Origin of the sequence: Curtobacterium sp. MMLR14_010, assembly GCF_001865015.1 — a bacterium.
GTDB lineage: Bacteria > Actinomycetota > Actinomycetes > Actinomycetales > Microbacteriaceae > Curtobacterium.
The window spans coordinates 174212-200592 of the sequence record NZ_MJGV01000057.1; the positions used below are offsets into that span (position 1 = coordinate 174212).

General features: G+C 71.7%; 28 protein-coding genes. 11 read left to right on the forward strand and 17 right to left on the reverse strand.

All coding sequences use genetic code 11. From position 1 onward, the window contains the following. Window positions 1-87: 87 nt before the first annotated feature. Window positions 88-540 carry a hypothetical protein gene (locus BIU98_RS13450; RefSeq protein WP_071276888.1) on the reverse strand — a complete coding sequence of 151 codons (453 nt, stop codon included), beginning with the start codon at window positions 538-540 and terminating at the stop codon, window positions 88-90. 112 nt (window positions 541-652) lie between these two features. Here BIU98_RS13450 and BIU98_RS13455 point away from each other — a divergent pair, with 112 nt between their 5' ends. From BIU98_RS13455 to BIU98_RS13470, 4 genes are all read left to right on the forward strand, one after another. Further along, the gene (locus BIU98_RS13455; protein WP_071276890.1) at window positions 653-916 is read left to right on the forward strand and encodes a hypothetical protein; all 264 of its coding nucleotides are present in this window, start codon (window positions 653-655) and stop codon (window positions 914-916) included. 75 nt (window positions 917-991) lie between these two features. After that, window positions 992-1576, forward strand: a complete 585-nt coding sequence (locus BIU98_RS13460; RefSeq protein WP_071276893.1) for a hypothetical protein — start codon at window positions 992-994, stop codon at window positions 1574-1576. Window positions 1577-1678: 102 nt separating this feature from the next. Further along, a complete protein-coding gene (locus BIU98_RS13465) occupies window positions 1679-2050 on the forward strand; it encodes a HEPN domain-containing protein (RefSeq protein WP_083393247.1) in 372 nt (123 codons plus the stop codon). 102 nt (window positions 2051-2152) lie between these two features. After that, a complete protein-coding gene (locus BIU98_RS13470; protein ID WP_175481362.1) occupies window positions 2153-2668 on the forward strand; it encodes a DUF1697 domain-containing protein in 516 nt (171 codons plus the stop codon). Window positions 2669-2671: 3 nt separating this feature from the next. Here BIU98_RS13470 and BIU98_RS19520 read toward each other — a convergent pair whose 3' ends face one another. The 4 genes from BIU98_RS19520 to BIU98_RS13485 all read right to left on the reverse strand — a co-directional run bounded on the left by BIU98_RS19520 (window position 2672) and on the right by BIU98_RS13485 (window position 7383). Next, on the reverse strand, window positions 2672-2836 hold the full coding sequence (locus BIU98_RS19520) for a hypothetical protein (RefSeq protein ID WP_175481363.1): 165 nt from the start codon (window positions 2834-2836) through the stop codon (window positions 2672-2674). A 227-nt stretch (window positions 2837-3063) separates the two neighbouring features. After that, on the reverse strand, window positions 3064-3831 hold the full coding sequence (locus BIU98_RS13475; RefSeq protein ID WP_071276895.1) for an SDR family NAD(P)-dependent oxidoreductase: 768 nt from the start codon (window positions 3829-3831) through the stop codon (window positions 3064-3066). 183 nt (window positions 3832-4014) lie between these two features. Further along, complete coding sequence (locus BIU98_RS13480) at window positions 4015-6531, reverse strand: glycoside hydrolase family 65 protein (RefSeq protein WP_071276897.1); 2517 nt, start codon at window positions 6529-6531, stop codon at window positions 4015-4017. A 66-nt stretch (window positions 6532-6597) separates the two neighbouring features. Then, window positions 6598-7383 carry an HAD family phosphatase gene (locus BIU98_RS13485; RefSeq protein WP_071276899.1) on the reverse strand — a complete coding sequence of 262 codons (786 nt, stop codon included), beginning with the start codon at window positions 7381-7383 and terminating at the stop codon, window positions 6598-6600. 183 nt (window positions 7384-7566) lie between these two features. On the opposite strand from BIU98_RS13485, the gene BIU98_RS13490 reads away from it, so the two are divergent. Beyond that, on the forward strand, window positions 7567-8913 hold the full coding sequence (locus tag BIU98_RS13490; protein ID WP_071276901.1) for an APC family permease: 1347 nt from the start codon (window positions 7567-7569) through the stop codon (window positions 8911-8913). Here the strand turns inward: BIU98_RS13490 and BIU98_RS13495 are convergent. The 4 genes from BIU98_RS13495 to hxlB all read right to left on the reverse strand — a co-directional run bounded on the left by BIU98_RS13495 (window position 8870) and on the right by hxlB (window position 11930). Then, complete coding sequence (locus tag BIU98_RS13495) at window positions 8870-9613, reverse strand: alpha/beta hydrolase (RefSeq protein WP_071276903.1); 744 nt, start codon at window positions 9611-9613, stop codon at window positions 8870-8872. The genes BIU98_RS13490 and BIU98_RS13495 overlap by 44 nt on opposite strands. Further along, window positions 9610-10569 (reverse strand): bifunctional GNAT family N-acetyltransferase/class I SAM-dependent methyltransferase, encoded by a 960-nt coding sequence (locus BIU98_RS13500; protein ID WP_071276905.1) that lies wholly within the window; start codon window positions 10567-10569, stop codon window positions 9610-9612. Before BIU98_RS13500 ends, BIU98_RS13495 begins: the two co-directional genes overlap by 4 nt. Before the next feature lie 142 nt (window positions 10570-10711). Beyond that, window positions 10712-11338: a 3-hexulose-6-phosphate synthase gene (gene hxlA, locus BIU98_RS13505; protein WP_071276907.1), complete on the reverse strand. Its 627-nt coding sequence runs from the start codon at window positions 11336-11338 to the stop codon at window positions 10712-10714. A 19-nt stretch (window positions 11339-11357) separates the two neighbouring features. Then, window positions 11358-11930: a 6-phospho-3-hexuloisomerase gene (gene hxlB, locus BIU98_RS13510; protein ID WP_071276909.1), complete on the reverse strand. Its 573-nt coding sequence runs from the start codon at window positions 11928-11930 to the stop codon at window positions 11358-11360. 113 nt (window positions 11931-12043) lie between these two features. Here hxlB and BIU98_RS13515 point away from each other — a divergent pair, with 113 nt between their 5' ends. Continuing rightward, window positions 12044-12895, forward strand: a complete 852-nt coding sequence (locus tag BIU98_RS13515) for a LuxR C-terminal-related transcriptional regulator (protein WP_083393248.1) — start codon at window positions 12044-12046, stop codon at window positions 12893-12895. A 25-nt stretch (window positions 12896-12920) separates the two neighbouring features. Here the strand turns inward: BIU98_RS13515 and BIU98_RS13520 are convergent, their stop codons facing one another. The 6 genes from BIU98_RS13520 to BIU98_RS13545 all read right to left on the reverse strand — a co-directional run bounded on the left by BIU98_RS13520 (window position 12921) and on the right by BIU98_RS13545 (window position 20752). Beyond that, the gene (locus BIU98_RS13520; protein WP_071276911.1) at window positions 12921-13598 is read right to left on the reverse strand and encodes a response regulator; all 678 of its coding nucleotides are present in this window, start codon (window positions 13596-13598) and stop codon (window positions 12921-12923) included. Continuing rightward, window positions 13595-16087 (reverse strand): ATP-binding protein, encoded by a 2493-nt coding sequence (locus tag BIU98_RS13525; RefSeq protein ID WP_071276913.1) that lies wholly within the window; start codon window positions 16085-16087, stop codon window positions 13595-13597. Before BIU98_RS13525 ends, BIU98_RS13520 begins: the two co-directional genes overlap by 4 nt. A 141-nt stretch (window positions 16088-16228) precedes the next feature. Further along, window positions 16229-16831, reverse strand: coding sequence for a potassium-transporting ATPase subunit KdpC (kdpC, locus tag BIU98_RS13530; protein WP_071276915.1), 603 nt, complete (start codon window positions 16829-16831; stop codon window positions 16229-16231). 5 nt (window positions 16832-16836) lie between these two features. After that, window positions 16837-18978, reverse strand: a complete 2142-nt coding sequence (gene kdpB / locus BIU98_RS13535) for a potassium-transporting ATPase subunit KdpB (RefSeq protein WP_071276917.1) — start codon at window positions 18976-18978, stop codon at window positions 16837-16839. Next, window positions 18975-20663 carry a potassium-transporting ATPase subunit KdpA gene (kdpA, locus tag BIU98_RS13540; RefSeq protein WP_071276919.1) on the reverse strand — a complete coding sequence of 563 codons (1689 nt, stop codon included), beginning with the start codon at window positions 20661-20663 and terminating at the stop codon, window positions 18975-18977. The genes kdpB and kdpA overlap by 4 nt, the downstream gene beginning before the upstream one ends. After that, window positions 20663-20752, reverse strand: coding sequence for a potassium-transporting ATPase subunit F (locus tag BIU98_RS13545; protein WP_071276921.1), 90 nt, complete (start codon window positions 20750-20752; stop codon window positions 20663-20665). Before BIU98_RS13545 ends, kdpA begins: the two co-directional genes overlap by 1 nt. Before the next feature lie 259 nt (window positions 20753-21011). Here BIU98_RS13545 and BIU98_RS13550 point away from each other — a divergent pair, with 259 nt between their 5' ends. Beyond that, window positions 21012-21350: a hypothetical protein gene (locus BIU98_RS13550; protein ID WP_071276923.1), complete on the forward strand. Its 339-nt coding sequence runs from the start codon at window positions 21012-21014 to the stop codon at window positions 21348-21350. Here BIU98_RS13550 and BIU98_RS13555 read toward each other — a convergent pair. Further along, window positions 21337-22308, reverse strand: a complete 972-nt coding sequence (locus BIU98_RS13555) for a YafY family protein (RefSeq protein WP_071276925.1) — start codon at window positions 22306-22308, stop codon at window positions 21337-21339. The two genes, BIU98_RS13550 and BIU98_RS13555, sit on opposite strands and share 14 nt — an antisense overlap. A 62-nt stretch (window positions 22309-22370) precedes the next feature. Between BIU98_RS13555 and BIU98_RS13560 the strand changes: the two genes are divergently transcribed. Together BIU98_RS13560 and BIU98_RS13565 are read left to right on the forward strand one after the other, a co-directional pair. Then, a complete protein-coding gene (locus BIU98_RS13560; protein WP_071277129.1) occupies window positions 22371-22814 on the forward strand; it encodes a VOC family protein in 444 nt (147 codons plus the stop codon). A 44-nt stretch (window positions 22815-22858) separates the two neighbouring features. Further along, entirely contained in the window at window positions 22859-23752 is an 894-nt protein-coding gene (locus BIU98_RS13565; protein ID WP_139200732.1) for a hypothetical protein, read from the forward strand. A gap of 14 nt (window positions 23753-23766) precedes the next feature. Here the strand turns inward: BIU98_RS13565 and BIU98_RS13570 are convergent, their stop codons facing one another. Further along, entirely contained in the window at window positions 23767-24585 is an 819-nt protein-coding gene (locus BIU98_RS13570; RefSeq protein WP_071276928.1) for a putative RNA methyltransferase, read from the reverse strand. Window positions 24586-24626: 41 nt separating this feature from the next. Between BIU98_RS13570 and BIU98_RS13575 the strand changes: the two genes are divergently transcribed. After that, window positions 24627-25307: a hypothetical protein gene (locus tag BIU98_RS13575; protein ID WP_071276930.1), complete on the forward strand. Its 681-nt coding sequence runs from the start codon at window positions 24627-24629 to the stop codon at window positions 25305-25307. Window positions 25308-25371: 64 nt separating this feature from the next. Continuing rightward, window positions 25372-26310: an aldo/keto reductase family oxidoreductase gene (locus tag BIU98_RS13580; RefSeq protein WP_139200733.1), complete on the forward strand. Its 939-nt coding sequence runs from the start codon at window positions 25372-25374 to the stop codon at window positions 26308-26310. Window positions 26311-26381: the final 71 nt, after the last annotated feature.

Genomic DNA, 26381 nt, shown 5'->3' on the forward strand with positions numbered 1-26381 from the left:
GGCTCGCGCCACGGACTTCCGTGGTGCGGGCCGGTTTCGGTTGTGCGGCGTGGGCGGACGCCGTCGGTCCGGACGGGAGGCTCGGGGCTACTCCGGCAGGTCGGCCGGCGTCGCCTCGTGGTGGCGCTGAGCGCGCGTGCGCCGGTCCTCCTTCATGCCCGCCTCGAGCAGGTGGCGGCGGCCCCCGGCGAGGTCGTCCCGCGCCGTGCGCTCCAGGTCCTTGGCGAGCGCGTAGTACCCGTCGTCGTAGTCCTCGACGATCTGGAACGTCCACCGGCCCTCGATGACGTTCCGCCCGATCAGCTCCGTGTCGATGCGGTCCGCCAACTCGGAGTGCCCGGCCTTCCGGAGCTGCTCGACGGCGTCTCCGAAACCGAGGTCCGCCTTGCCCGTCAGGCGGTGGAACCCGTAGAGGTAGCCGCGCGCGTGCTCGAGCACCTCGAGTGCCGCGGAGAGCGTCCCGAGGGCCTCGACGGTCTCCTCGGACACCCCCTCTGGCACCTGGTGGGCGGCGTCCGGTCCCTGTCCGTCGTTCGTCATGTGACCCCGTCTACACGAGCAGTCCCGGAACCGCTCCCGGGATCCGACGGCGGTTGCAGGACCCCCGACCGACGCCTACCATTCGAACACACGTTCGAATGAGGAGGACCCGATGATCGTCGTCGACGCAGCCACCACGGTCTGGTGGACCCAGGGGATGCCGGTGCGCATCGTGTGGCAGGGACGCCGCTGGCGGGTGTCCGACGTGCCGACACGCCTCACCGTGACCCCGTCCGACCTGCCCACCGCCATCACCCACGCGCCCGAACGGACTGCCGGTTGGCGCTTCCAGGTCACGGCGGAGGACGGCGAGACCCTGGTGGTCGACATCGTCCCGGACGGCGGCGGGTGGGCCGTCGCTCGGACGTGGTCGTGACGGCGATTCGGGGCACCGTCATCATGGACATCACCATCGCGACCTATCCACGTTCTTGATAATGTCATCCACCAAATGGTCAAGTCGATCTCGCGGTTGTCACCGCTGTTCCGTTCCGACGCGCAAGGAGAGATCCTCGCGCGGGTGTTCCTGGACGGCGGGGCGCGATACTCCACGAGCGACCTCGCGCGGCTCACCAACGTGCCGTACGCGACGGCGCACCGTGAGGTGCAACGCCTCGTCGAGACCAACCTCGTGATGACCGAGCACGTCGGTCGATCGGTCCTCGTCCGCGCGAACCCCGACGACCCGGCGTTCCTTCCACTCGTGGAACTGCTGCAGCTCAGCTTCGGCCCGACCGTGGTGCTGGGTCGCCTGCTCAGTGGGGTCCCCGACCTGGAAGAGGCGTACGTCTACGGGTCCTGGGCAGCGCGACGACTCGGAGAAGGCGGTTCGCCACCAGGTGACATCGACGTCCTCGTCGTCGGGAGGCCCGATCGCAGCCTCCTGTTCGACACCGCTGATGCCGCCTCGAAGGAGCTGCACCGCGACGTCAGCATCCGTGCGACGTCTCGCGAGACGTGGGAGCGGGCCGATGACCCGTTCCTCAAGACCGTTCGCCAGCGTCCGCTGGTACCGATCACGATGGGAGGGAAGTAGGTGGCACCGAACGTGTGGGCCCTCGGTCGAGCCGAGGTTGAACAGGCACTGCGCAACGGCACACTGACTCGGGTCGACGCATCGCGAGACCTCGCAGAAGCAATGCTCCAACAGGCCAGAGGGGCGTTCTCCGCAGCCGAGATGGTGACCGACGTCAGCGTCGAGAGTGCCTTCAACCTGTTGTACGACGCCGCGCGACTGGCGCTGTCAGCGGTACTCGTCAACCAGGGCTTGAAGACCCGAGGAGAAGGCGCTCACGCGGCGGTCGTCGACCTGGTCATCGCCCAGACCGAACCTCCCCGGCAGGAGGCCTTCCGCGCGGTCAAGTGGATGCGCAGTGTGCGGAACGACACCCAGTACCCGAACCCGGACCGACCGGTTGCATCACGAGACGACTTCGATGACGCCGTTCGCCACGTCCCGACCGTCATCGAGCGAGCTGGGATGCTCGTCCAGCACATGCCGCCGTTCTGAGACCGTTTCCACGCGTCGATCTTCCCCGCTGGCCGATCCAGCTCCGTGAACACGGCGATGCCGACGTCGGTCCCTGAGCCTCGGACGCGCTACCGTCACGACATGACCAGGTGGATCGCCCTGCTGCGCGGGGTGAACGTGAACGGCATCACCATCCGATCTGCCGACCTCCGGACGCTGTTCGAGGAGCGCGGACACACCGACGTCCGCACTGTGCTGGCGTCGGGCAACGTCGTTTTCTCGTCCGCGATGCCCGCGCCCGAACTCAAGGCCGACGTCGAGCAGGCGCTCCGCGACCGCTTTGGGTACGACGCCTGGATCGTGCTCGTCCCGCACGACGCCCTCGCCGCACTCGTCGACGCCTTCCCCTTCGAGTCGTCCGCCGACCGACACGACTACGTCCTCTTCGGGTCCGACGACGCCGCACTGGACGACCTGCTCGCCGACCTCGTGCTCGACGAGACGGTGGAGCGGGTCGCGCGCGGCGACGGTGTCGTCTACTGGTCGTGCCCGAAGGGGTCGAGCACGGACACCGTCTTCGCCAAGCGGGCCGGCGCTGCACGATTCAAGCGCACCACGACGACCCGCAACACGAACACCCTGCGCAAGCTCCTCTGACCGTCACTTCGTCTGGTGTCGCGGCTTCTCAGCGACGATCGGGGGGTCGAGCAGGTCCGGCTCCGCGATGTCCCACCCGGCGGCGATCGCCTCGGCGGAGTTGCGCCAGGCCTGCATCTCCAGCAGGAGCTTCCGGGGCTGTCGGAGTGAGAACGACCCCCGAGCCACCTCGACGATCTCCGTGGCGAACCGCTGCTGGTCAGCGCGGCTCAGCAGCTTCAGCCAGGGGTAGGGGATCGCCAGGCGGTCGTGCAGCGGCAGCGACTCGTTGACGGTGACCGCGGCGATGAGCTGTGCGGCGATGTCGAGGACGGCCTCGTCGTCGTCGGACCGCTCCTTCGTCGTCAGGACGAGCGGAGCACCGTCGCGTCGAGTGACAGCGCGGACCGCCGCCGTCAGGACTGCGCGGGCTGCCCGTTGCTCGCCGTGGTGCCGCCGTCCACGGGCAGGATCGCCCCGGTGATGAACGACGCCTCGTCACTGGCCAGGAAGAGCACCGCCGCGGCGACCTCCTCCGCACGGCCCCCGCGGCCGAGGGCGATCCGCTCGGCGAACTCCTGCTTGAGGGCCTCGTCCTCGGCCTGCTCCTGGGTCATGTCCGTCCAGATGAGACCAGGCGCGACCGCGTTCACCCGGACGCCGGCGTGGCCGTTGTCGAGCGCGGCGGCCTTCGTGAAGTTCGACACCCCGCCCTTCGCCGCGTTGTAGGGGCTCATCCGCCAGTCGGCACCCTCACCCGACACGGACGAGGTGTTCACGATCGACCCCTTCGTCTCGCGGAGGAACGGCAGCGCCGCCCGGGTGCCGTAGAACACGCTCGACAGGTCGGTCTCGATCACGCGGCGCCACTCGTCCGTCGCGATGTCGGTGACGTCGCCGGACGTGAACGTACCCGCGTTGTTCACGAGCACGTCGACCCGGTCCCAGCGGTCGATCGCCGCGGCGACGACGGTCTCCCAGTCCTCCGGCGAGGCGACGTCAGCGCGCAGCACGACGACGCGGTCGGTCGGCAGGTCGTCGCCGACCGCCCGGACCTTCTCCTCGACGCTGTCCACGAGGACCACCGAGGCCCCCTCGTCGACGAACGCCCTCGCCGTGGCCGCACCGATGCCGGAACCGGCCCCTGTCACGATCGCGACCTTGCCCTCGAACCGCTTGCCCATGGTGGATCCTCTCGTTGCACGTCCGTGCCCGGGAGAGACGCCATCGGCCCGATGGGCACAGCAGACCACCGTGCCCGCACCGGCCTGGACACGCGGCCAGGCGAGCGGACTGCCGGGGCCGAGCCGAGCCTCCAGACCGGTCCGAGCCGCGCACCGTGGTGCGCGACCCGGTCCGGGGAGCCGCTACGCGGTGGTGTCGTCCGAGTCCAGTTCGCGCTCGAGCGAGATGGTCGGGATCGACGCCGTGATCACCGAACCGTCCGCGCGGAGCGTGCCCTGGATGTCGCTCGTCGTCGGGGCGTGCCCGGACATGCGCGGTCCGTGGTGCGGGATCGGCACGACGGTCGGTGCGCCGGCCTCGATGTCGTACGGCTGGTTGTGCACCCACGCCGTGAAGCCGGACCCGGTCTCGACCGTGAACGTCATGCGCTCCTGCTCGAGGTCGATGCGCACGCGCGAGCCGTGCACCGTCAGGCGGTAGGTCAGGCGCTCCCACGACTCGGGCAGCCGCGGGTTGAACGACATCTTGCCGCCGTGGTCGCGCATGCCGCCGAAGCCGTTGACGAGCCCGCCCCAGATGCCTCCGGTCGACGCGATGTGCACGCCGTCGGTCGTGTTGCCGTGCAGGTCGGCGAGGTCGACGTAGAGCGCGGTGTGGAAGTACTGCTCGGCGAGCTCGTGGTAGCCGACCTCGGCCGCCATGATCGACTGCACCACGGCCGACAGCGTCGAGTCGCCGGTGGTGAGGGCGTCGTAGTAGTCGAAGTCGCGGCGCTTCTCGGCCGGGGTGAACTCGTGGCCCTGCAGGAACAGCGCCAGCACCACGTCGGCCTGCTTGAGCACCTGGAAGCGGTAGATCACGAGCGGGTGGTAGTGCAGCAGCAGCGGGCGCTTGGACTCGGGGGTCCGCTCGAGGTCCCAGAGTTCCTTGTCGAGGAACTGAGCGTCCTGCGGGTGGATGCCACGGTGCGGGTCGAAGGGGATCTCCATCGACTCGGCGGCGTGCTCCCAGTCGACGATCTCGGACTCCTCGAGCCCGGTGCGCCGGACCATGCGGGCGTACTCGCCCGGGTCGTCGACGCTGAGCTGCCGACACGCGTTGACCGCGAACCACAGGTTCGCCCTGGCCATCACGTTCGTGTACATGTTGTCGTCGACGACGGTCGTGTACTCGTCCGGACCGGTGACGCCGTCGATGTGGAACTTCTGGTCGCCGTTCGAGCGCCAGAAGCCGAGGTCCTCCCACAGCCGGGCGGTCTCGACGAGGATGTCGATCGCTCCACGCTTCAGGAACTCGGTGTCGCCGGAGGCCCGGACGTACTGCATCAGCGCATGGGCGATGTCCGCGTCGATGTGGTACTGCGCGGTGCCGGCGGCGTAGTACGCGCTGGACTCCTCGCCGTTGATCGTGCGCCACGGGAACAGGGCGCCGTGCTGGTTCAGCTCGCGGGCCCGGGCGCGCGCGGAGTCGAGCATGTTGTAGCGGAACCGCAGCGCGTTGCGCGCGACGATCGGCGCCGTGTAGCTGAGGAACGGGAGGACGTAGATCTCCATGTCCCAGAAGTAGTGCCCGCCGTAGCCGGAGCCGGTGACGCCCTTGGCGGCGATCCCATGACCGTCGGTGCGGGCCGTCGCCTGCGCGAGCATGTAGAGGTTCCAGCGGACAGCCTGCTGGATCTCCGGCTGCCCGGCGATCTCGACGTCGCTGCGCGCCCAGTAGTCGTCCATCCACGTGCGCTGCTTGGCGAAGGTCTCCTCCACCGTCTCGGCGTGCGCGCGGTCGAGCGTGCGGTCGCAGCGGTCAGCGAGTTCACGCGCCGGCACCCCGCGGGAGGTGTGGTAGACGATGTTCTTGGTCAGGCGGATTGGCTGGCCGGCCTTGGCCTGCACCCGGTAGACGTGCTTGGCGAGGTCGTCCTCGATCGAGGAGGACTCGTCCCACGCGTTCTCGGTCTCGAGTCGGTGCTCGACGCCGACGCAGATGGTCATGCCCGAGCTCTTGGCCTGGTAGCCGAGCAGGGAGCGCGTCGCCGTGTTCCGCTTCAGCCGCGGCTCGAGCACGCGCTCGCTGAAGGTCTCGGCCTTGCGCGGGTCGAACGCCGAGGCCGTCGCGGCCGCTCGCATGCCGGCGTGGTACTCGTCGACGACGTCCTGCCGGTTGAGGATCTGGCTGGAGAGCAGGATCGATGCGTCGTGGTCGAGCATCGTGACCTCGTAGTCGACGACGGCGAGGTGTCGATCCGTGAACGACACCAGGCGACGCGACCGGATCAGGACGCGCTTGCCCGACGGCGTCGACCACTCGGTCTCGCGCAGCAGGAACCCGCCGCGGAAGTCGAGTCGGCGCGTGTGGCGCAGGATGTCGGCCTCGGCGAGGACGAGGGGCTCGTCGTCCACGTACAGCCGGATCACCTTGGCGTCGGGCACGTTGATGATCGTCTGCCCGGTCTTGGCGAAGCCGAAGGCGTCCTCGGCGTGCCGGATCGGCCAGGTCTCGTGGAAGCCGTTGATGTACGTGCCGTACTGCACGCCGCCGCGGCCCTCGTCGAGGTTGCCGCGCAGCCCGAGGTAGCCGTTGCCGACCGCGAAGTTCGTCTCCGCGACGCCCTGCTCGTCCGGGCTGTACTCGGTCTCGACGAGTGCCCACTCGTCGACCGGGTAGCGGACGCGGTCGAGGGGGTCCGAGGTGATGGGGTTCATGCTGCTCCGTGGGAGAGGAGGTGGTCAGGGACGGCCTGGAGGCGCGGATCGCGCCCGGTGGTCCGCCTACGTCGTCGGGACGGCCGGCTCAGCCGGCCCAGCCGGCTCGGGCAGCTCGCCGATGAGGTCGGCGAGGTCCGTCACCACGACGTCCGCACCGTTCTCGCGCAGGGCGTCGGCACCGGCACCGCGGTCGACGCCGATGACCAGCCCGAAGGAGCCGTTCCGGCCGGCGGCCACCCCGCTCGTGGCGTCCTCGACCACGACGCACTCGGCGGCGGTCAGGCCGAAGCGGCTGGCGGCGTCGAGGTAGGTGTCCGGGGCGGGCTTGCCGGCCAGGGCGTCCTCCCGCGCGACCAGGCCGTCGATGACGACGGGGAAGCGCTCGAGGATGCCAGCGGTCCGGAGCACCGACTTGGCGTTGGCGGAGCTCGACACCACCGCGACGGACAGGCCGGCGTCGATGGCGGCGACGAGGAAGCGCAGCGCCCCCGGGTAGGGCTCGACGCCGTGCTCGGTCAGCTCGGCGGTGAACTCCGCGTTCTTCCGGTTGCCGAGCCCGCAGACGGTGTCCTGGTCGGGGTCGTCGTCCGGGGTGCCCTGCGGCAGCTCGATGTCCCGGGCGTCGAGGAGCGAGCGGACGCCGTCGTAGCGCGGCTTGCCGTCGATGTACGCGAAGTAGTCCTGCTCCGTGTACGGCGCGACGCCGTGCGCGGCGAGGTACGGCGTGAACAGGCGGCTCCAGGCGCGCATGTGCACGTCGGCCGTGGGCGTGAGGACGCCGTCGAGGTCGAAGAGGAGTGCCCGCGCATCGGCGAGGCGCACAGGGGCGGACCGGTCTGACGACGTCATGGACACACCTTCCAGGGAGTCGTGTCGAACGAGTGGTGCGCCCGAGTCTAGGACCGCTCCAGGCGCCGCGTGGCACTCGGAGCCACCCCTGTGGAGAGAGTTCACCGACGGTGGAGAACGTGCTCGTGACTGTGAGGGCGCGCAGAGGACAACCGGTTCGCTCATCGTGACGAAGGGGACACGATGACCGACACCACCGACCGCGCCGTCGACGGGCAGGGCTCGAAGCTCCGTCAGGCGATCACCGGGCCACTGCTCTACCTGTTCATCCTCGGGGACGTCCTCGGCGCCGGCATCTACGCGCTGATGGGCACGCTCTCGAAGGACGTCGGCGGGGCGCTCTGGGCACCGCTCGTGCTCGCGCTGCTGCTCGCGCTCCTGACGGCGGGTTCGTACGCGGAGCTCGTGACGAAGTACCCGAAGGCCGGTGGCGCCGCGATCTTCGCCGAGCGCGCCTACAAGGTGCCGATCGTGTCGTTCCTGGTCGGGTTCTGCATGCTCGCCGCCGGTGTCACGAGTGCTGCGGGCCTGTCGCTCGCCTTCGCCGGGGACTACCTCGGCACGTTCGTCGACCTGCCGCCCGTGCCGACCGCCATCGTGTTCCTGGCGCTCGTCGCGTGCCTGAACGCCCGCGGGATCTCGGACTCGCTGAAGAGCAACGTCGTGATGACGATCATCGAGGTCTCCGGCCTGGTGATCGTCATCGTCGCGGTCGCCGTCATGATGGGCGGCGGGGGCGGTGACGTCTCGCGGATCGGTCAGTTCCCGTCCGAGGCGAACCCGGCACTCGCCACGCTGAGCGCCGCGATCGTCGCCTACTACTCGTTCGTCGGCTTCGAGACCTCCGCCAACGTCGCGGAGGAGGTCCGCGAGCCCCGCAAGGTCTACCCGCGGGCCCTGTTCGGCGCCCTCGCCACCGCCGGCGTCGTCTACGTGCTCGTCGGCCTGGCGAGTGCCATCGCCCTGCCCTCCTCGGAGCTGCAGAAGTCCTCGGGCCCGCTGCTCCAGGTCGTCGCGGCCACGGGCGTGCCGGTCCCGGACTGGGTGTTCAGCCTCATCGCCCTCGTCGCCGTCGCGAACGGTGCACTCCTGACGATGATCATGGCGAGCCGCGTGACCTACGGCATGGCCGAGCAGCGCCTGCTGCCGACCGTGCTCGGCAGGGTCCTGCCGAACCGGAAGACGCCGTGGACGGCCATCGTCGCGACGACCGTCGTGGCGATGCTGCTGACGCTCGTCGGCGACGTCGGCACCCTCGCCGAGACCGTCGTGCTGCTGCTGCTCTTCGTGTTCATCAGCACCAACGTCGCCGTGCTCGTCCTGCGGCGCGACCGCGTGGAACACGACCACTTCCGGGTGTGGACCTTCGTCCCCGTGCTCGGCGTGCTGTCGTGCATCCTGCTGCTCACCCAGCAGAGCGGGCAGGTGTGGCTGTACGCGGCGATGCTGCTCGCGGTCGGCGTCGTCCTCTCCCTGGTGGCGCGGATCAGTGGAGGCCGGACGCGCGGAGACCGTCGACCCACCGCGTGACGGCGGCGGCGATCTCGGCGCGGGCCTGGGCGCGCGGGACCGTCGCGGTGCGGTCGCCCGGCTGCGCGCCGTACGCCCCGAAGTCCGCGTGGTTGACCCCCTGCAGCTCGGTCATCGTCGCGTTCGCGGGCAGCCGGTCGCGGGCGGCGTCGACCTTGGCCGGTGTCGAGAGCCCGTCGCGGGACCCGGACACGCTCAAGACGTCCAGCTCCGACCCGGACAGGTCGTTCGCGCAGTAGCTGCCGAACAGCAGCAGTCCGGCGACCTCGGGGCCGTCCGCCAGCTGACATGCCCGGACGCCACCGAGGGAGTGCCCGCCGACGGCCCAGGTCTGGACGGCCGGCGCGTGGGCCTCGAACGTCGAGAGCGGCCGCGGGTCGAAGAAGGCCAGGTTGAGCGTCGGCTTCGTGATGACGACCGTCGTCCCGGCGGCGACGACCTGCCGGAACGACGCCATGTAGGCGTACGCGTCGACCTTCGCACCGGGGATGAACACCACGCCGATGCCGTTCGCGCTGCCGGTCGGCGTCATCACCACGGCGTCGCCGGCGTCCCGCACGGCCACGCGGTCGTCGCGCCAGACCTGCAGCGCGGCGGCACGGGTGCCCTGCATGACGATGTTCGCCCAGACGAGGAAGACCACGACCAGGACGAGCACCACCGCCACGGCCCAGGCGGTCCATCGGCGTGCTCGGCTCATCCTGCGTCCTCGGTTCGGCGTGCGGTGATCGTGAACGACCCGTCGTCCGAGGCTGCCCGGACGACGACGTCATCCCAGCCGGCAGCGGCGACGTCGGCCGCGAGGGCGTCGTCGATCCGTTGCACCGTCACGGCGAGGACCCCGCCCGGACGCACGGCCACGAGGGCACGGCGGAGCACCCCACGGAGCTCCGCCCGCCGAACGTGGCGCAGCAGTCCGGTCGCGAAGACGGCGTCGAACGGTCCGCCGAAGACCCCGGTGCGGACGTCGAGCACCCGCGCACCGTGGCCGTCGGCCCGCAGTTCGTCGACGAAGGTCCTGGCCCCGTCGGTGCGGTCGACACGGAACCCAGCGGCCTCGAGGGCGAGCGCGTCGCGCCCGGCCCCCGAGCCGAGTTCGAGCACGTGGGCACCCGGGTGGACCAGCCCGGCCAGCACGTCCACCAGCCTGGAGGCTCGTGGAGACCCCGGCAGGCCCGCCAGCGCCCGGTGCATCACGACCTCGTACCGGCCGTCGGGCAGGGCGTCACCGGGCACGTCCGAGTCGGCGAAACCGAGGCGTGTGTAGGTCCGGCGGGCACGGGCGTTGTCGGGCATCACCGCGAGCTCGAGCACGGCGGCCCCGGTCTCGACGGCCCAGCGGGCGACGGCGTCGACGAGGGCGTCCGCGACACCGCGGCCACGCGCGGCGGGGGCGACCCACATCGAGATCAGCTCGGCGTGGTCGCCCTCCCCGGGGACGCCGCTCGCCATGCCGACGGCGTGCTCTCCGTCGTACGCGACCAGGTCGAGCGCCCCCGGGATCGACAGCCGGGTGCGCCAGCGGTCCTCCGGCGCGTCCGACCAGTCGGCGAGCCGTGAGCCGAAGGCATCGGGGGCGTCCGCGAGGGCCGCCAGCCGGACCGGCCGCCACTGCTGCCAGTCGTCGGCGGTCATGGCCCGCAGCGTGATCGTCACGCCCCGACGCTAGCGCTTCCCGCGCCACCCGGGCTGGACTCCCGCCCCGCACCCGGCCCGCACGGCGACCACGCGACACGACGACGGCCCGACGTCCCCGGCCGGCAGCCGGGGCCCGTCGGGCCGATCGTGGTGGGGTGGGTCAGGCCGTGATGGCCGCGCGGATCTCCGCGGCGGCAGCGCCGACGTCCGACGCGCTGTAGATCGCGCTGCCGGCGACGGCCACGCGTGCGCCGGCCTCCTGCACGGATGCGACGGACGAGGCGTTCACGCCACCGGCGACGGAGAACGGCACGCCGGACTCCTTGCCGGCGTCGAGGAGCTTCGAGAAGGTGAAGCCCTCCTCTGCCTGCTCGTCGAGACCGGCGTGCATCTCGACGAACTCGGCGCCCATCTCGGTGACCTCGCGGGCACGGGCGGCCTTGTCGGAGACGCCGATCAGGTCGACGACGATGCCCTTGCCGTGGGCCTTCGCGGCCTTGACGGCACCGGCGATGGTGCTGTCACCGGCGACGCCGAGCACGGTGACCAGGTCGGCGCCGGCGGAGAAGGCGATGTCGGCCTCGAGCTCGCCGGCGTCCATCGTCTTGAGGTCGGCGAACACGATCTTGTCCGGGTGGGCTTCCTTGATCGCGGTGACGGCGGAGAGGCCGGCGGCCTTGATCAGCGGCGTGCCGAGCTCGATGATGTCGACGTGCGGCGCGGCCGCGGCGGCGAGCTCGAGGGCCTTCTCGGTGGTCAGGGTGTCCATGGCGAACTGGAGCTGCATGAGTGTGCCTTTCAGTGGTTCATTCGATGTTGGCGTGACGGGGCCAGAGGTCGTCGGCGGACTGCCCGCCCCTGGTCCACAGGGTGTGGAAGAGCGCGTCGCCGAGCAGGGCGACGCCCTGTTCGAACAGGCTGCCGGCGTACTGCGCGGACGCGGTGCCGGAGCGGTCGGTCTTCGTGGCCGCGGGGAGCACGAGCGTGACCGCGGCGAGTTCGGCGAGGGGCGAGTCCGCGGTGGTGGAGACCGCGATGACGGACGCCCCGACCTCGACGGCCTTCTCGCCCGCTGCGACGATCCCGGAGGTCGTACCGGACCCGCTCGCGACGAGCAACACGTCGCCCGGGCGGATCGCGGGGGTCGTGACCTCGCCGACGACGTGCACGTCGAGCCCGAGGTGCATCAACCGCATCGCGGTCATCCGGAGCGCGAGCCCGGACCGCCCGGCACCGTGGACGAAGACGCGGTCAGCGCCCTCGACCAGGTCGACGGCCCGCGCGAAGGGCGCAGGGTCGGCCGACCGGAGTGCGGCGGCCAGGTCGTCGAGCTCGCGGACGACCAGGTCGAGCGCGTCGGGGACGGTCGGTTGTGCCATACAACCCACACTGGCCCTCCGCCCCTGGACGGACCGCTACCCGACACGGCGGGGGACCCACCCGATCGGGTGGCCCCACCCACACGGATGGGAGACCCGCGTAGGTTCGGTGCGTGGACCACACAGCAGACACCGCCCTGGAGGCCCGGGTCGACCCCGGCGGACGGCTGGCAGCCGCGGAGCACGCCAGGACCGTCGCCGAGCAGGCGGACCGCCACGCCCTCACGCTGGAGTCGGTGCTCGCGGTGCTCCGGTCGTCGCGGGTCGGCGACGCCGCAGCGCGGGCCGAGGCCGTCGAGATCGCCTCGGCCGCCCTCGTCGAGCTGCGCACCGCGACCGACCTGCAGCGTGGGGCCCTGCTCGAGCCGGTGACCGGGGCGTTCTCGCGGCTCCGTGCCGACCTCCGTCCGCTCGTGCGCTTCGGCGACCTCGACGTGCAGTTCGTCGAGCCGCCGGCCACCGGTCGCGCGCTGCCCGGCGACGTCGCGCACGCGGCCAGGGCGATCGTGCGGACGGCGGTCCTCGCGCTCGCCGACGAGGGACGGGCGCAGCGGGTCCGCATCCAGTGGGACTGCGACGGCCGGAACCTGCTCATGCAGCTCCGCGACGACGGCGCCGGCACGCTCGACACCCACGACGACGCGATGCGGCCGATCGCCGAACGGGTCGCGGCCCTCGACGGACGGCTCCGGGTGGACTCGACGCCGGCGTGGGGCTCCGTCCTCGACATCTCGCTCCCCCTCGACCCGCCGGCCGGGCAGGTCGACGTGGCCGACGATGCCGATCTCACCCCGCGGGAGCGCGACGTGCTCCGGCTCGTGGTGACCGGCGTCGGCAACCGGGAGATCGCCGATGGGCTCGGCATCAGCGTCAACACGGTGAAGTACCACGTGGCGAACCTGCTCCGGAAGCACGGCGCCCGGACCCGCGCGGAGCTCGCGGCAGCGGCCGGCGCTCGGTCCTGACGGCAGCGACGGGTCTCGACCGGCCTCAGGGCGTGAAGCGGTACCCCATCCCCGACTCGGTGACCAGGTACCGCGGGTGCGCGGGGTCCGGCTCGAGCTTCCGCCGCAGTTGCGCCATGTAGAGCCGCAGGTAGCCGGAGTCGTTGCCGTGCGTCGGGCCCCAGACCTCGGTCAGGAGCATCTCGCGGGTCATCAGCCGGTCGGGGTTCGTGACGAGCACCTCGAGCAGCCGCCACTCGGTCGGGGTCAGCCGGACGGCGGGTCCCTCGGCTGGCGTGACCTGCTTCGCGACGAGGTCCACGAGCAGCGGGCCGATCGCGATCGACGGGGTCTCCTCGGACGCCACGACCCGCCGCCGACCGAGTGCCCGGAGCCGTGCGAGCAGCTCGTCCATCTGGAACGGCTTCGTCACGTAGTCGTCCGCGCCGGCGTCGAGCGCGTCGACCTTGTCGGCCGAGTCCGTCCGCCCGGACAGCACCAGCACGGGCACCTGCGTCCACGCGCGGAGGCCCTGCAGGACGCCGATGCCGTCGAGCCGCGGCATGCCGAGGTCGAGCATCACGAGGTCCGGACGCTCGGTGATCACCGCGTCGATGGCGGCGCGGCCGTCCCGGGCGGTGACGACGTCGTACCCGCGGGCGGACAGCGTCACGCCGAGGGCCCGGACGAGCTGCGGGTCGTCGTCCGCGATCAGGACCTTCATCGGGCTTCCACTCCCAGGTGCCCGGCGATCGGCAGCCGCACCACCATGGTGAGCCCGCCGCCGGGGGTGTCGTCGACCTCGATGGTGCCGCCCATCCCCTCGGTGAAGCCCCGCGCGAGTGCCAGCCCGAGCCCCAGCCCGGTCTCGTTGTCGGTGTCGCCGAGCCGCTGGAAGGGCTGGAACACGTCGTTCCGCTGCACCTCGGGGATGCCGGGCCCGTGGTCCGTGACGCGGAGCTCGACCCCGCCGCCGAACGCACTCGCCGCCACGCGGACGCTCGTGCCCTCGGGGCTGTAGCGGACGGCGTTCGCGAGCAGGTTCACGATGACGCGCTGCAGCAGCACGGGATCGGCCAGCACCTGGGGCAGGTCCACCGGCAGGTCGAGGTCGACGTCGTCCGGCCCGAGCTCCAGCTCGTCCAGGGCCGGCGCGACCACGGTCTCGAGCGGCAGCGGCACGGGTGTGACCGCGAGCACCCCCGCCTGCACCCGGGAGACGTCGAGCAGGTCGCCCAACAGCACCGCGAGCTGACCGAGGCTCTCGTCGGCGGTGGCGAGCAGGGCCTCCCGGTCGGTCTCGGACAGGCGGATGTCGCTGGCACGGAGGGTCTGCACAGCGGCCGAGGCGGCCGCGATCGGCCGACGCACGTCGTGGCCGACGGCGGCGAGGATGGCGCTCCGCACCCGGTCCGCCGCCGCGATCCGCTCGGCGTCCACCGCCGTGCGGGTGAGCGCGCGATGCTCCAGGGCGGTGTCGATCTGCTGTTCGACGACCCGCAGCAGTCGGCGCTGGGTCGGGTCGTCGGGTGCGCCCGCGAACTCCAGGACCGCTCCGGACGGGAGGCTCGTGGTGGCGTCCGGTGCGTCCTCGAACGCTCCGGACGTGGCCGGCACCGCGTCCCCCTGCCGGACGCGCAGTCCGGTGAAGCCGAAGGCCTCGCGGGTGCGGTCGACGAGGGCCTGCAGGGCGTCGTCGCCGCGGAGGACGCTGCCGGCGATCCCGACGAGGAGCCCGGACTCCGCCGCAGCCCGACGGGCCGTGCGGGAACGGCGCGCGGACCGGTCGACCACGAAGCTGACGAGCACGGCACTGATGACGTACATCACCAGGGCGACGAGGTGCCACGGCTGCTGCACGGTGACCTGGTGCAGCGGCTGGACGAAGAAGAAGTCGAGGCTGAGTCCCGAGAGCACCGCGGCGAACACCGCCGGCCACACCCCGCCGACCAGGGCCACGACGAGGACGAGCAGCTGGTACGCCAGGACGTCGACCGTGATCGAGTCGGGGTCGTCGGTGAGGCTGAGCGCCCAGGTGAGCAGCGGCCCCGCGACGAGCGCGAGCACGAACGCGGCGACCACGCGGCCCCGGGACAGGCTGCCGCCGAGCTTCGGCAGGGTGATCCCGCCGCCGGCCCGCTCGTGCGTGACCACGTGCACGTCGATGTCGCCGGACTCCTGGATCACCGTGTTGCCGATGCCCGGGCCCGTGACGGCCGCGGTCGCACGGCTCCGTCGGCTGATGCCGATGACGATCTGCGTGGCGTCGATCGACCGGGCGAACCGGACCAGCGTCGAGGGCACGTCGTCGCCGACCACCTGGTGGTAGGTCCCGCCGAGCTGTTCGAGCAACGCGCGCTGCTTGCCGAGCGCGCCGGGGTGGCGCTCCCGCAGCCCGTCGTTCGTCGTGACGTGCACGGCCGCGAGCTCCCCGCCCGCCGAGCGCGCCGCGATCCGGGCCCCGCGGCGCAGGAGGGTCTCGCCCTCGGGTCCGCCGGTGAGGGCGACGAGGACGCGCTCGCGGGCTTCCCACCGGTGGTCGATGCCGTGTTCGGCGCGGTAGCGCTTGAGCGCGTCGTCGACCTCGTCCGCCAGCCAGAGCAGGGCGATCTCGCGCAGGGCGGTGAGGTTGCCGAGGCGGAAGTAGTTCGACAGCGCGGCGTCGATCCGGGCGGCCGGGTAGACCAGCCCGTCGGAGAGCCGCTCGCGGAGTGCCTGCGGCGACAGGTCGACGACCTCGATCTGGTCGGCGGCGCGGACCACGGCGTCCGGGACGGTCTCCCGCTGGACGGTGCCGGTGATCTCGCGCACGACGTCGCCGAGGGACTGCATGTGCTGGATGTTCACCGTCGAGATGACGTCGATGCCCGCGGCGAGCAGGGCCTCGACGTCCTGCCAGCGCTTCTCGTGCGGGCCGCCGGGGGCGTTCGTGTGGGCGAGCTCGTCGACCAGGGCGACGTCGGGCCGGCGCGCGACGACGGCCGCGAGGTCGAGGTCGTCGAGCGCGACGCCGCGGTGCTGTTCGGTGCGACGGGGCACGACCTCGAGCCCGTCGACGAGGGCGGCGGTGGCGGCGCGGCCGTGGGTCTCGACGACGGCGACGACCACGTCACGGCCCTCGGCACGCAGGCGGCGCCCCTCTTCGAGCATCGTGAAGGTCTTGCCGACACCGGGTGCGGCACCGAGCAGGACCCGCAGCTTCCCTCGCTTCACGTGCTCATCCTCTCGCGTGCTGGTGTGGTGCGTTGGTCATCGTGGTGGACGTGCACGGTGTCGCGCCCCGTCCTGGACGTCGCGCCCCGCTGTGATGGGGCGCGACGCCCACAGCGGGGCGCGATCCGGGACTCCGGCGGGTCAGGACAGCTTCGCCAGGGCCAGGTTGAGCGTCAGGACGTTGACCGCGGGGGCCCCGAGGACGCCGAGCTGGCGGGCCTCGGTGTGCGCGACGACCAGGGCACGGACCCGCGCCTCGGACAGGCCCCGGGCCTCCGCCACCCGGGCGACCTGCTCACGGGCGTACTCGGGGCTGACGTCCGGGTCGAGGCCGGAGCCCGACGCCGTGACGGCGTCCGCGGGCACCTCGGCGGCGGGGACCCCGTCCGCCTCGGCGATCGCGGCCCGACGCTCGTCGATGGCCTTGGTCAGGTCGGGGTTGCTCGGCCCGAGGTTCGAGCCGGACGAGGCGCCGGCGTCGTAGCCGTCCTCCCCCGCGACCGACGGACGGGCCTGGAACCAGCGGTCGGCCTGCTTGCCGCTGACCGCCTGCCCGATGAGCGAGGAGCCGACGACCTTCCCCGACGCGTCGGTGACCATCGAGCCGTTGGCCTGGTCGTGGAAGGCGACCTGCCCGACGCCGAACACCGCGAGCGGGTAGGCGACGCCGAGCACGACGGTGGCGAGGACGGTGAGGCGGACGGCCACACCGAGCGAACGGACGGAACTACGTGGTGATGCCATGGTTTTCAGAACCCCGGGATGAGACCGACGACGAGGTCGATCAGCTTGATGCCGATGAAGGGGACGATGACGCCGCCGAGCCCGTAGACGAGCAGGTTGCGGCCGAGGATCGACGACGCCGAGGCTGCGCGGTACTTGACGCCACGCAGGGACAGCGGGATGAGTGCGACGATGACGAGCGCGTTGAAGATGATCGCCGACAGGATCGCCGACGCCGGGCTGTGCAGGCCCATGACGTTGAGCGCCGCCAGCCCCGGGAACACGGCCTGGAACATCGCCGGGATGATCGCGAAGTACTTCGCGACGTCGTTGGCGATCGAGAACGTGGTGAGCGCCCCGCGGGTGATGAGCAGCTGCTTGCCGATCCGGACGACGTCGATGAGCTTGGTCGGGTCCGAGTCGAGGTCGACCATGTTGCCGGCCTCCTTCGCCGCGGTCGTCCCGGTGTTCATCGCCACGCCGACGTCCGCCTGCGCCAGGGCCGGGGCGTCGTTCGTGCCGTCGCCCGTCATCGCGACGAGGTTGCCGCCCTCCTGCTCCCGGCGGATGAGCGCGAGCTTGTCCTCCGGGGTGGCCTCGGCGAGGTAGTCGTCGACCCCGGCCTCGGCGGCGATGGCCTTCGCGGTGCGGGGGTTGTCGCCGGTGATCATCACCGTGCGGATGCCCATCGACCGCAGCTCGCCGAAGCGCTCCGCCAGGCCGTCCTTCACGACGTCCTTGAGGTGCACGACACCGAGCAGCGTGACCGCGCCCGACGCCGAGCGCCGACCGACCACGAGCGGGGTGCCGCCCTGGTCGGAGATCTCCGCGACCGTGGCGTCGACGGCCGCGACGATACCGGCATCGGAGGTGTCAGCCCACGCCAGCACTGCTGCCGCGGCACCCTTGCGCACCGAGGAGCCGTCGGGCAGGTCGACGCCGGACATGCGCGTCTGCGCGGTGAACGGCACCTCGACCCCGCCCTCGGGCAGGGGCGTGGTGATGCCGGCAGCGCTCGCCAGGTCCACGATGGACCGGCCCTCTGGCGTGCCGTCCGCAGCGCTCGACAGCGCGGCTGCCGCCATCAGCTCAGGCTCGGTCACACCGGGCACGGGCACCACGCGGGAGGCCCGGCGGTTGCCGTACGTGATCGTGCCGGTCTTGTCGAGGAGCAGCGTGGTGATGTCTCCGGCCGCCTCGACCGCACGGCCCGACATCGCGAGCACGTTGTGCTGCACGAGCCGGTCCATGCCGGCGATGCCGATCGCGGAGAGCAGCGCCCCGATGGTGGTCGGGATGAGGCAGACGAGCAGGGCGATGAGCACCGTGATGCTGACCGTCGCGCCGACCATGCCGGCGATGGGCTGCATCGTCAGGCAGACGATGACGAAGACGATCGACAGCGAGGCGAGCAGGATGTTCAGCGCGATCTCGTTCGGCGTCTTCTGCCGGGCAGCGCCCTCCACGAGCCGGATCATCCGGTCGATGAAGGTCTCGCCCGGTGTCGACGTGATGCGCACCACGACGCGGTCCGAGAGCACCCGGGTCCCGCCCGTGACGGCGCTGCGGTCGCCACCGGACTCGCGGATCACCGGTGCGGACTCCCCCGTGACGGCGGACTCGTCGACCGAGGCGATGCCGTCGATCACGTCACCGTCACCCGGGACCACCTCGCCGGCGACCACCACGACGACGTCGCCCTTGGCCAGGTCGACGGACGCCACGTCCTCCGTGGCGTTCACGACGGCTGCCGGGTCGGCAGCGGAGTAGTCGACCACGCGTCGGGCGCTCGTGGTGGAGCGCGTCTTCCGCAGGGTGTCGGCCTGGGCCTTGCCCCGGCCCTCAGCGACGGACTCCGCCAGGTTGGCGAACACGACGGTCAGCCAGAGCCAGACGGCGATCGCGATGGTGAAGGAGGACGGGACCGGCGCGGCGGAGTCCGCCGAGCCTCCAGACCGGGTGAAGGGCTCGACGACGGCGATGACCGTCGTCAGGGCCGCGCCCACCTCCACGATGAACATGACGGGGTTCTTCCACATCAGGCGCGGGTCGAGCTTGCGGAAGGCGCCCGGGAGGCCCGCCACCAGTTGACGGGGCCCGAATGCGGACGAGCGGGTGGCCGGCCGGGAGGCCGTGGTCACCTCCGGTTCGGAGGGTGCGATGGTCATCGGACCAGTCCTTCTGCGAGGGGTCCCAGTGCGAGCACCGGGAAGTACGTGAGTGCGGTGACGATGACGGCGACGCCACCGAGCAGGCCGATGAAGAGCGGCCGGTGGGTGGGCAGGGTCCCGACCGTGGCGGGGACCTTGTCCTGCTTGGCCAGGGACCCGGCGAGCGCCAGGACGAAGACCATCGGGACGAAGCGACCGAGCAGCATCGCGACGCCGAGCGCGGAGTTCATCCACGTCGTGTTCGCGGTCAGGCCGCCGAAGGCCGAGCCGTTGTTGTTCCCGGCGCTGGTGAAGGCGTAGAGCAGCTCGGACAGGCCGTGGTTGCCCGGGTTGAAGACCGACGTGCCGAGGACCTGCTCGCGGACGCCGGGGATGACGAGCGAGAGCGCCGTGCCGAGCAGCACCACGGTCGGGGTGACCAGGATGTAGAGCGCGGCGAAGGTCATCTCCTTGGCGCGGATCTTCTTGCCGAGGTACTCCGGCGTGCGGCCGACGAGCAGGCCGCCGATGAAGACCGTGATCACGGCGAGGACGAGCATGCCGTACAGGCCGGAGCCGACACCGCCGGGGGTGACCTCGCCGAGCATCATGTTCAGCATCGCCATCATCCCGCCGAGCGGGGTGAAGCTGTCGAACATCGCGTTCACGGCCCCGGTCGAGGTCGCGGTCGACGTCGTGCCGAACAGCGTGGAGCCGAGGATGCCGAAGCGGACCTCCTTGCCCTCCATCGCGGCACCGGCTGCGTGGGTGGCCGTGCCACCGCCGGCGAGTTCGGCGATCGACATCGCCGACAGGGACACGAGGAAGATCGCGCCCATCACGGCGAGGATCGCGTAGCCCTGGCGGTTGTCCCCGACCATCCGGCCGAAGGCCCGCGGCAGGGAGAACGGGATGACGAGCATGAGGAAGACCTCGAGGAGGTTCGTCCACGCCTGCGGGTTCTCGAACGGGTGCGCCGAGTTCGCGTTGAAGTAGCCGCCGCCGTTCGTCCCGAGGAGCTTGATGGCCTCCTGCGAGGCGACGAAGCCGTCCGGGATGTGCTGGGTGCCGCCGGTCAGCGTCGTGACGTCGGTGCCGGCGCCCCAGGACTGGATGACACCGCCTGCGACGAGGACGAGTGCGAACACGAAGGACAGCGGCAGGAGCAGCCGACCGGTGCCGCGCACGACGTCGACCCACACGTTGCCGAGCGTGCCGGTGTTGCGCCGGGCGAAGCCGCGCACCAGGGCCACGGCGACCGCGAGGCCCACCGCTGCCGACAGGAAGTTCTGCACGGCGAGACCGGCCATCTGCACGGAGAACCCGAGGGTGACCTCGGGCGAGTAGGACTGCCAGTTCGTGTTGGAGACGAACGACGCCGCCGTGTTGAACGCGAGCGACGGGCCGACGGCCGGCAGCCCGAGGTCACCCGGCAGCACGACCTGGATGCGCTGCAGGAAGTAGACGAGCAGCACGCCGACGACGCTGATGAGCAGCACGCCGCGGAGGTACGCGGGCCAGGACTGCTCGGCGTCGGGCTCGACGCCGATGAGCCGGTACACGACCCGTTCGACCCGGCCGTGGTGCTTGGACTCGAACACGCGGGCGATCCAGTCGCCGAGCGGCCGGTAGGACACCACGAGCAGCAGCACGAGGACCGCGACCTGGGCGATGCCGGCCCAGGTCTGCGCGGAGCCGCCCATCAGAACTGCTCGGGGCGCACGAGCGCCCAGACGAGGTACACGACAGCGGCGATGCCGAGGACGGCAGCGACGACGGTGATGGCGATCACAGTCGCTCCACCCCCTTGGCGATCAGTGTCACGACGCCGAACACGGCGAGGACACCGGCGACGACGAAGACGTCGAACACGTGGGACTCCTGGAGGTCATCGATGCCCACAGCAGATGCCGTGGGCCGCACCGGTTGGGGTGCGTTGACGATGCTGTCCCCGGTGGTGGTGCCACCGAGCCGTCCTAACGGTTCCCTGACGCCCCGCCGTGCGACGCATGCGCTCCGCTAACGCCCGGCGGCGGCCTACGCTCGGGAGCATGGTGCTCGTCCCGCCGCCCGCCCGACCCGGCCACACCGCGGCTGCCGTCTCGCTGGCGTTGCTCCTGCTCGCGGTCGTCGTGCTCGCCGTGCTCTGGGGGGTCGTGTTCGGGCCGCTCTGGCTGGTCGGTGAGGAACGGCAGCTCCTGCTCTGGTACTGGGTGGCGCCGATCTCCGTGGTGCCGTGGACGGTCGCTGTCGCGGGGACCGTGGTGGCAGCGGTCGGGTGGGCTCGGACTCGGGAGCGCCGGGCGGCCGTCCTGACCATCGCGGGGGTCCTGGTCATCGTGCTGGCTCCGCTCGCGATGTGGTTCGGCGGCTCGTTCACGGCAGCCTGACCACCGGTCCCGATGCCGTGCGCAGGCGGTCGGCGAGCGTGCGGGTCGCGTCGCTGAGCTCCGGCGGGCCGAGGACGTCGAACGGGGCGTCGAAGCCGGCGACCTTCGCCGCGAGGGCGGTCCACGACCACGAGCCCAGCGTGATGCGGCAGCGGTCGCGGCCGAGGTCCTCGAGGACGGCGTCGGGCTCGAGGTACGGGGCCACCTGACGCGCGGGGACGTGGAGCACGACGGTGCCCGTGCAGGGCCAGGCGTCGATGACGTCCGAGCCCTTGAAGCGTGCGGCGACGAAGGCAGCGGGGTCACCACCAGGGATCGGCCTGGGCGTGAAGTGCAGCCCGGTCGGCGTCCTCGGTCGCACGCGGTCGATGCGGTAGGTGCGCCAGTCGCCGGCGTCGGGGTCCCAGGCGAGGAGGTACCAGCGGCCGTTCCGCGCCACGACCGCGTACGGCTGCACACGCCGGGGTGGTCGGTCGTGCTGGTCGTCGGAGCCGTAGTCGAACCGCAGGACCTGGTGTGTGCGGACCGCGTCGCTGACGGCGACCAGGACCTCGGGGTCGACGGTCGTCGCACCCGGGGTGCTGACGACCTCGACCGCGTCGATGCGGTGCCGGAGGCGCGAGGGCATCACCTGGCGGACCGCGGCGAGCGCCCGCACGGCGGACTCCGCGATGTCCGCACCGGAAGCGGGAGCGACGGCGAGGGCGAGGGCGATCGCCACGGCCTGCTCGTCGTCGAAGAGCAGCGGCGGGAGCTCCGACCCGGCGGACAGTCGGTAGCCACCGGCCGGACCCTTGAGCGCCTCGACCCGGTACCCGAGCTCGCGCAGCCGGTCGACGTCACGGCGCACCGTCCTCGGGCTGACGTCGAGGCGCTTGGCGAGGACGTCTCCTGGCCAGTCCCGGCGCACCTGCAGCAGGGAGAGCAGTGCGAGCATGCGCGAGGACGGTCCGGACATGGATCGAGTATCCCTGGAGAAGCGGACATGATCTGACCGCTTCGAGCGGCACAGTGATGCGCATGACGATCATCACGACTCCTCACCTCAACTTCGACGGCAACGCCCGTGAGGCACTCGACTTCTACGCCAGGGCGTTCGGCTCCGAGGTCGCCGCCATGACCTACGGGGCGATGGGCGCCTCCGACGAGCCCGCCTGGGCCGACCGCATCGTGTGGGGCCAGGTGCAGACCACGTCGGGGATCCGCGTGATGGCCTTCGACGTGTGGCCTGGACAGCCGTACGACCAGGGCACGAACGCGTCCTACGTGTACCTGAGCGGCACCGACCCGGAGGAGATCACCGCCGCGTGGGACGGACTGTCCGACGGCGCCGAGATCCGGCAGCCGTTCGGACCCTCGGCGTGGTCGCCGCTCGCCGGGCAGCTCCGTGACCGCTTCGGGGTGATCTGGGCGCTGGACGTCGCACCCGCCGCCGCATCCGGCGCTCCGGCGACCGACAGCTGACACCGGCGGACCTCGTCGTCCGTCGCTCGGGCATGCTGGACGGCATGGGGGCACCAGGAACGACGGGGCAGGACCGCGATCGAGCGCGGAAGGCCCGGGCGCGGAAGCTGCGGAAGCGGCGGGCGCTGCGGCGGAACCTCCGACGGCAGATGGACTGGCGCGGACGGGCCGTCCCGCCGCTGGGGTGGTTCGTCGCACTGCTCGCCGTCGCGTACGGCCTGTTCTACGGCAGCGTGGCCGACCCGGGCGACCTCGGGGCAGCCGGGCTCCCGGTCGCGTTGCCGGGTGCCGCGGCCGGCGTCGTCTGGGGCGCCCTGGTGGTGGCGGCGGTCGCGCCGCTCATCGGGGTCCCGGTCATCGTCGCGAGCTTCTTCGTCGCAGCGCTGACGGTCGGACCAGCTGCCCCTGGCGCTGTGTCCGCGGGCATCGTGAGCATGGTCGCGGGGTGGATGGTCGGCATCCAGCTCCGGTGGCTGCTGGTCGGACGACGTCGACCGCCCGAGGTGCCACAGCTCGTCGACCGGAGTCGTCCTCGGCGCCCGGCACCGATCAGCCGGTCGGAACGGACGACCCTCGCGTTCTCGGGTGCGGCCGGCGCCGGCCTGCTCGTCGTCCCCGCTCTGCTGCTCGTCGTCCCGACGCCCGACGTGCTGCCAGCGTGGCTCGTGGTGGTCGCGCTGACCCTGCTCTGGTCGGTGCCCACGGGGTGGTGGAGCGGCATGGTGCAGAGTCGGTATGCGGTTGGTGGCGCACCGTTCGCCGCCGCGCAGTGGGGCATCCTGTTCAACGCCTGGGGCTCCGCGGGTGTCCACGGGATGCCGGCGACGCTGACGGCCGGCATGGCGGGCATCACCCTCGGGTTCGTCGCCCGTCGGCTGTACGAGGCGCGCGTTGGTCGGTTCCCACGCCAGCGACCGGGATCGGCGTCCGCCGCCTGAGCACCGCGTGCGGCTCAGGCCGTGGGCGTCCAGGTCGAGACGGTGACCGCAGCCGTCACCGTCGTCGGGGCGAAGACCGCGTCGGGAGCGACGTGGTGGTGACTCGGGCCCATGTGCACGACGTCGTGGACGTCCCCGGCGGAGAGGTCCATCGTCCAGGTGAGGTCCTCGGACGAGTGCTGGACGAACGACGGCGTCAGGGAGTCGTGCAGCCGGCGTTCCTTCTCGGGGTCGACGTTGATCGTGGCCTCGGCGAGCTCCGCGAGGTGCCCTGACCGCGGCGTCACGACGACCAGGACGCCGTCCGCGTGCAGCACCCGCGCGTACTCGCGCTGGTTCCGCGGCGCGAAGACGTCGAGGACGACCGCGGCGGCCGCGTCGACCACGGGCAGGCGCTCCGTCACGTCCCCGACCACCGCACCGGCCCTGGCGTGGACACGAGCCGCGCGGCGCACGGCGACTGCAGACAAGTCCAACGCGACCCCGAGCCTCCCGGCCGCCCCGGAGGCGTCGAGTGCATGCGCGAGGTACGTGCCGGGGCCGGCCCCGACGTCGAGGACCACGCCAGGAGCAGGAGCCGCACCGACGACCGTGGCGAGCGCCCGCTCGACGGGGGCGTAGTGGCCGCGTCCGAGGAACCGGATGCGGGCGTCGACCATCTCGGGGGTGTCCGCGGTGAGCGCGCGACGCTTGGCGGGCAGGAGCGTGAGGTGGCCCTGCTTGGCCTCGTCGAACCGGTGCCCGTTCGCGCAGCCGGCCTGGCCGCTGCCGGTGCGGGCGAGGGGCTCGCGGCAGACGGGGCAGGCGAGCACGGGGAGCAGGTCGTCGCGCACCGGACCAGCGTACGGGCGCTCGGCGCCGGTACGGTCGGGGCATGGCCGTCATCCACAACGCGGAACTCCGCCCGTCGAAGACCGACGCGATCGCCGCGTGGCTGCCGTCGCAGCCGTGGAGCGGGGTCGAGGACCCCGGCGCGATCGTCGCGCTCGGGCGCTTCCGCTTCGACGACCCCGACGGCGAAGTGGGCGTGGAGACCTACCTGGTGCGCGTCGGGGACGGCCCGGTGCTGCACGTGCCGCTCACCTACCGGGGTGTGCCGCTGCCAGGGGCGGAGGCCTTCCTGGTGACGGAGATGGACCACTCGGTGCTCGGGCGTCGGTGGGTCTACGACGCGGTGGGCGACCCGGTCTACGCGGACGTCCTGCGGCGCGCGATCGCGACCGGTGGGCACGAGGCCGACCTGGAGGCAGCGCCGGGCGAGGGCGGTGCGGCACCAACGAAGGAGGGGGCCGCCGTGGGCAGTGGGTCCGACGCGGACTCCCCCACCGTCGCGGCCGTGGACGTCGTGACCGCGGGGACGACCAGCACGGTGTCGATGGGACACGGCGACCTCGTGGTGCTGCGTGTGGTCGGGGCGGAGGCAACGACCGCGACCGTGTCGGACGCGCCGGGGGCCACAGACGCGCCGGACACGCCGGACACGCCGGACGGTGCCACGCTCACGGCGACCTGGGCTGGTTCCGAGCCCACCGTCGTGGCAGTCCTCCGCCCCTGACGCCCACGGGGCGGGTACCGGCAGGGCCTCTCTGCAGGCCGCCTCGGATGGCAGGATCGGTGCCGTGAAGACACTGGAGTTGCCACAGACGGACCTCACCGCATCCGACGTCGTCGTCGGCCTGATGCGGATCAACGACATGAGCGACGAGGAGATCCGCGCGTTGTACGCGGCCTCGCGCGACGCGGGCGTGTCGATGTTCGACCACGCGGCCGTCTACGGCGGCTGGCACGGCTGCGAGGAGCGCTTCGGCTCCGCGGTCACGCTGTCCGCGGCCGAGCGCGCCGAGATCGTGCTGCAGACCAAGGTCGGCATCCGGCCGACGAGCAACGGCGCGTACTTCGACTTCTCCTACGAGCACATCATGTCCTCGGTCGAGGAGTCGCTCACCGCCCTGCGCACCGACTACATCGACGTCCTGCTGCTGCACCGCCCCGACGCCCTCGTGGAGCCGGAGGAGGTCGCGAAGGCCTTCGACGAGCTGCACGCCGCCGGCAAGGTGCACCACTTCGGCGTCTCGAACCACACCCCCGGGCAGGTCGAGCTGCTGAAGAAGTCCGTGCAGCAGCCGCTCGCCTTCAACCAGGTGCAGCTGAGCATCACGCACGCGAACGTCATCACGCAGGGCCTCGTCGCGAACATGGGCGGGCTCGACCAGGCCGTCGACCGCGACAACGACATCCTCAACTACTCGCGCCTGAACGACGTGACGCTGCAGGCCTGGTCGCCGTTCCAGAAGGGCTTCTTCGACGGCGTCTTCCTCGGCGACCGCGAGCAGTACGCGGAGCTGAACGACGTGCTCGAGGAACTGGCCACCGCCCACGGCGCCACCCCGACCGGGATCGCCGTCGCGTGGATCACCCGCCACCCCGCGCACTTCCAGGTCGTCCTCGGCACGACGAACCCGCAGCGCGTGCGCGACTCGGCCGCCGGGTCGGACATCGAGCTGAGCCGCGAGGAGTGGTACCGCGTGCTCACCGCCGCGGGGCACACCGTTCCCTGAGTCGCTCCGGGCGCGGGACGCCGCGCACGGCGCGGCGGACCAGGCCGGGAGGCTCGTGGAGACCCACCAGG

Excerpts from the sequence above, each read along its gene's own strand:
- kdpA (WP_071276919.1), bottom strand. The coding sequence starts at position 20,663 with ATGGGCGGCTCCGCGCAGACCTGGGCCGGCATCGCCCAGGTCGCGGTC.
- BIU98_RS13555 (WP_071276925.1), bottom strand. The coding sequence starts at position 22,308 with ATGTCCGGACCGTCCTCGCGCATGCTCGCACTGCTCTCCCTGCTGCAG.
- BIU98_RS13490 (WP_071276901.1), top strand. The coding sequence starts at position 7,567 with ATGACCGACACCACCGACCGCGCCGTCGACGGGCAGGGCTCGAAGCTC.
- kdpB (WP_071276917.1), bottom strand. The coding sequence starts at position 18,978 with ATGACCATCGCACCCTCCGAACCGGAGGTGACCACGGCCTCCCGGCCG.
- BIU98_RS13465 (WP_083393247.1), top strand. The coding sequence starts at position 1,679 with ATGCTCCAACAGGCCAGAGGGGCGTTCTCCGCAGCCGAGATGGTGACC.
- BIU98_RS13480 (WP_071276897.1), bottom strand. The coding sequence starts at position 6,531 with ATGAACCCCATCACCTCGGACCCCCTCGACCGCGTCCGCTACCCGGTC.
- BIU98_RS13450 (WP_071276888.1), bottom strand. The coding sequence starts at position 540 with ATGACGAACGACGGACAGGGACCGGACGCCGCCCACCAGGTGCCAGAG.
- BIU98_RS13485 (WP_071276899.1), bottom strand. The coding sequence starts at position 7,383 with ATGACGTCGTCAGACCGGTCCGCCCCTGTGCGCCTCGCCGATGCGCGG.
- BIU98_RS13575 (WP_071276930.1), top strand. The coding sequence starts at position 24,627 with ATGGCCGTCATCCACAACGCGGAACTCCGCCCGTCGAAGACCGACGCG.
- BIU98_RS13475 (WP_071276895.1), bottom strand. The coding sequence starts at position 3,831 with ATGGGCAAGCGGTTCGAGGGCAAGGTCGCGATCGTGACAGGGGCCGGT.
- kdpC (WP_071276915.1), bottom strand. The coding sequence starts at position 16,831 with ATGGCATCACCACGTAGTTCCGTCCGTTCGCTCGGTGTGGCCGTCCGC.
- BIU98_RS13495 (WP_071276903.1), bottom strand. The coding sequence starts at position 9,613 with ATGAGCCGAGCACGCCGATGGACCGCCTGGGCCGTGGCGGTGGTGCTC.
- BIU98_RS13550 (WP_071276923.1), top strand. The coding sequence starts at position 21,012 with ATGGTGCTCGTCCCGCCGCCCGCCCGACCCGGCCACACCGCGGCTGCC.
- hxlA (WP_071276907.1), bottom strand. The coding sequence starts at position 11,338 with ATGCAGCTCCAGTTCGCCATGGACACCCTGACCACCGAGAAGGCCCTC.
- BIU98_RS13565 (WP_139200732.1), top strand. The coding sequence starts at position 22,859 with ATGGGGGCACCAGGAACGACGGGGCAGGACCGCGATCGAGCGCGGAAG.
- BIU98_RS13460 (WP_071276893.1), top strand. The coding sequence starts at position 992 with ATGGTCAAGTCGATCTCGCGGTTGTCACCGCTGTTCCGTTCCGACGCG.
- BIU98_RS13455 (WP_071276890.1), top strand. The coding sequence starts at position 653 with ATGATCGTCGTCGACGCAGCCACCACGGTCTGGTGGACCCAGGGGATG.
- BIU98_RS13520 (WP_071276911.1), bottom strand. The coding sequence starts at position 13,598 with ATGAAGGTCCTGATCGCGGACGACGACCCGCAGCTCGTCCGGGCCCTC.
- hxlB (WP_071276909.1), bottom strand. The coding sequence starts at position 11,930 with ATGGCACAACCGACCGTCCCCGACGCGCTCGACCTGGTCGTCCGCGAG.
- BIU98_RS13560 (WP_071277129.1), top strand. The coding sequence starts at position 22,371 with ATGACGATCATCACGACTCCTCACCTCAACTTCGACGGCAACGCCCGT.
- BIU98_RS13470 (WP_175481362.1), top strand. The coding sequence starts at position 2,153 with ATGACCAGGTGGATCGCCCTGCTGCGCGGGGTGAACGTGAACGGCATC.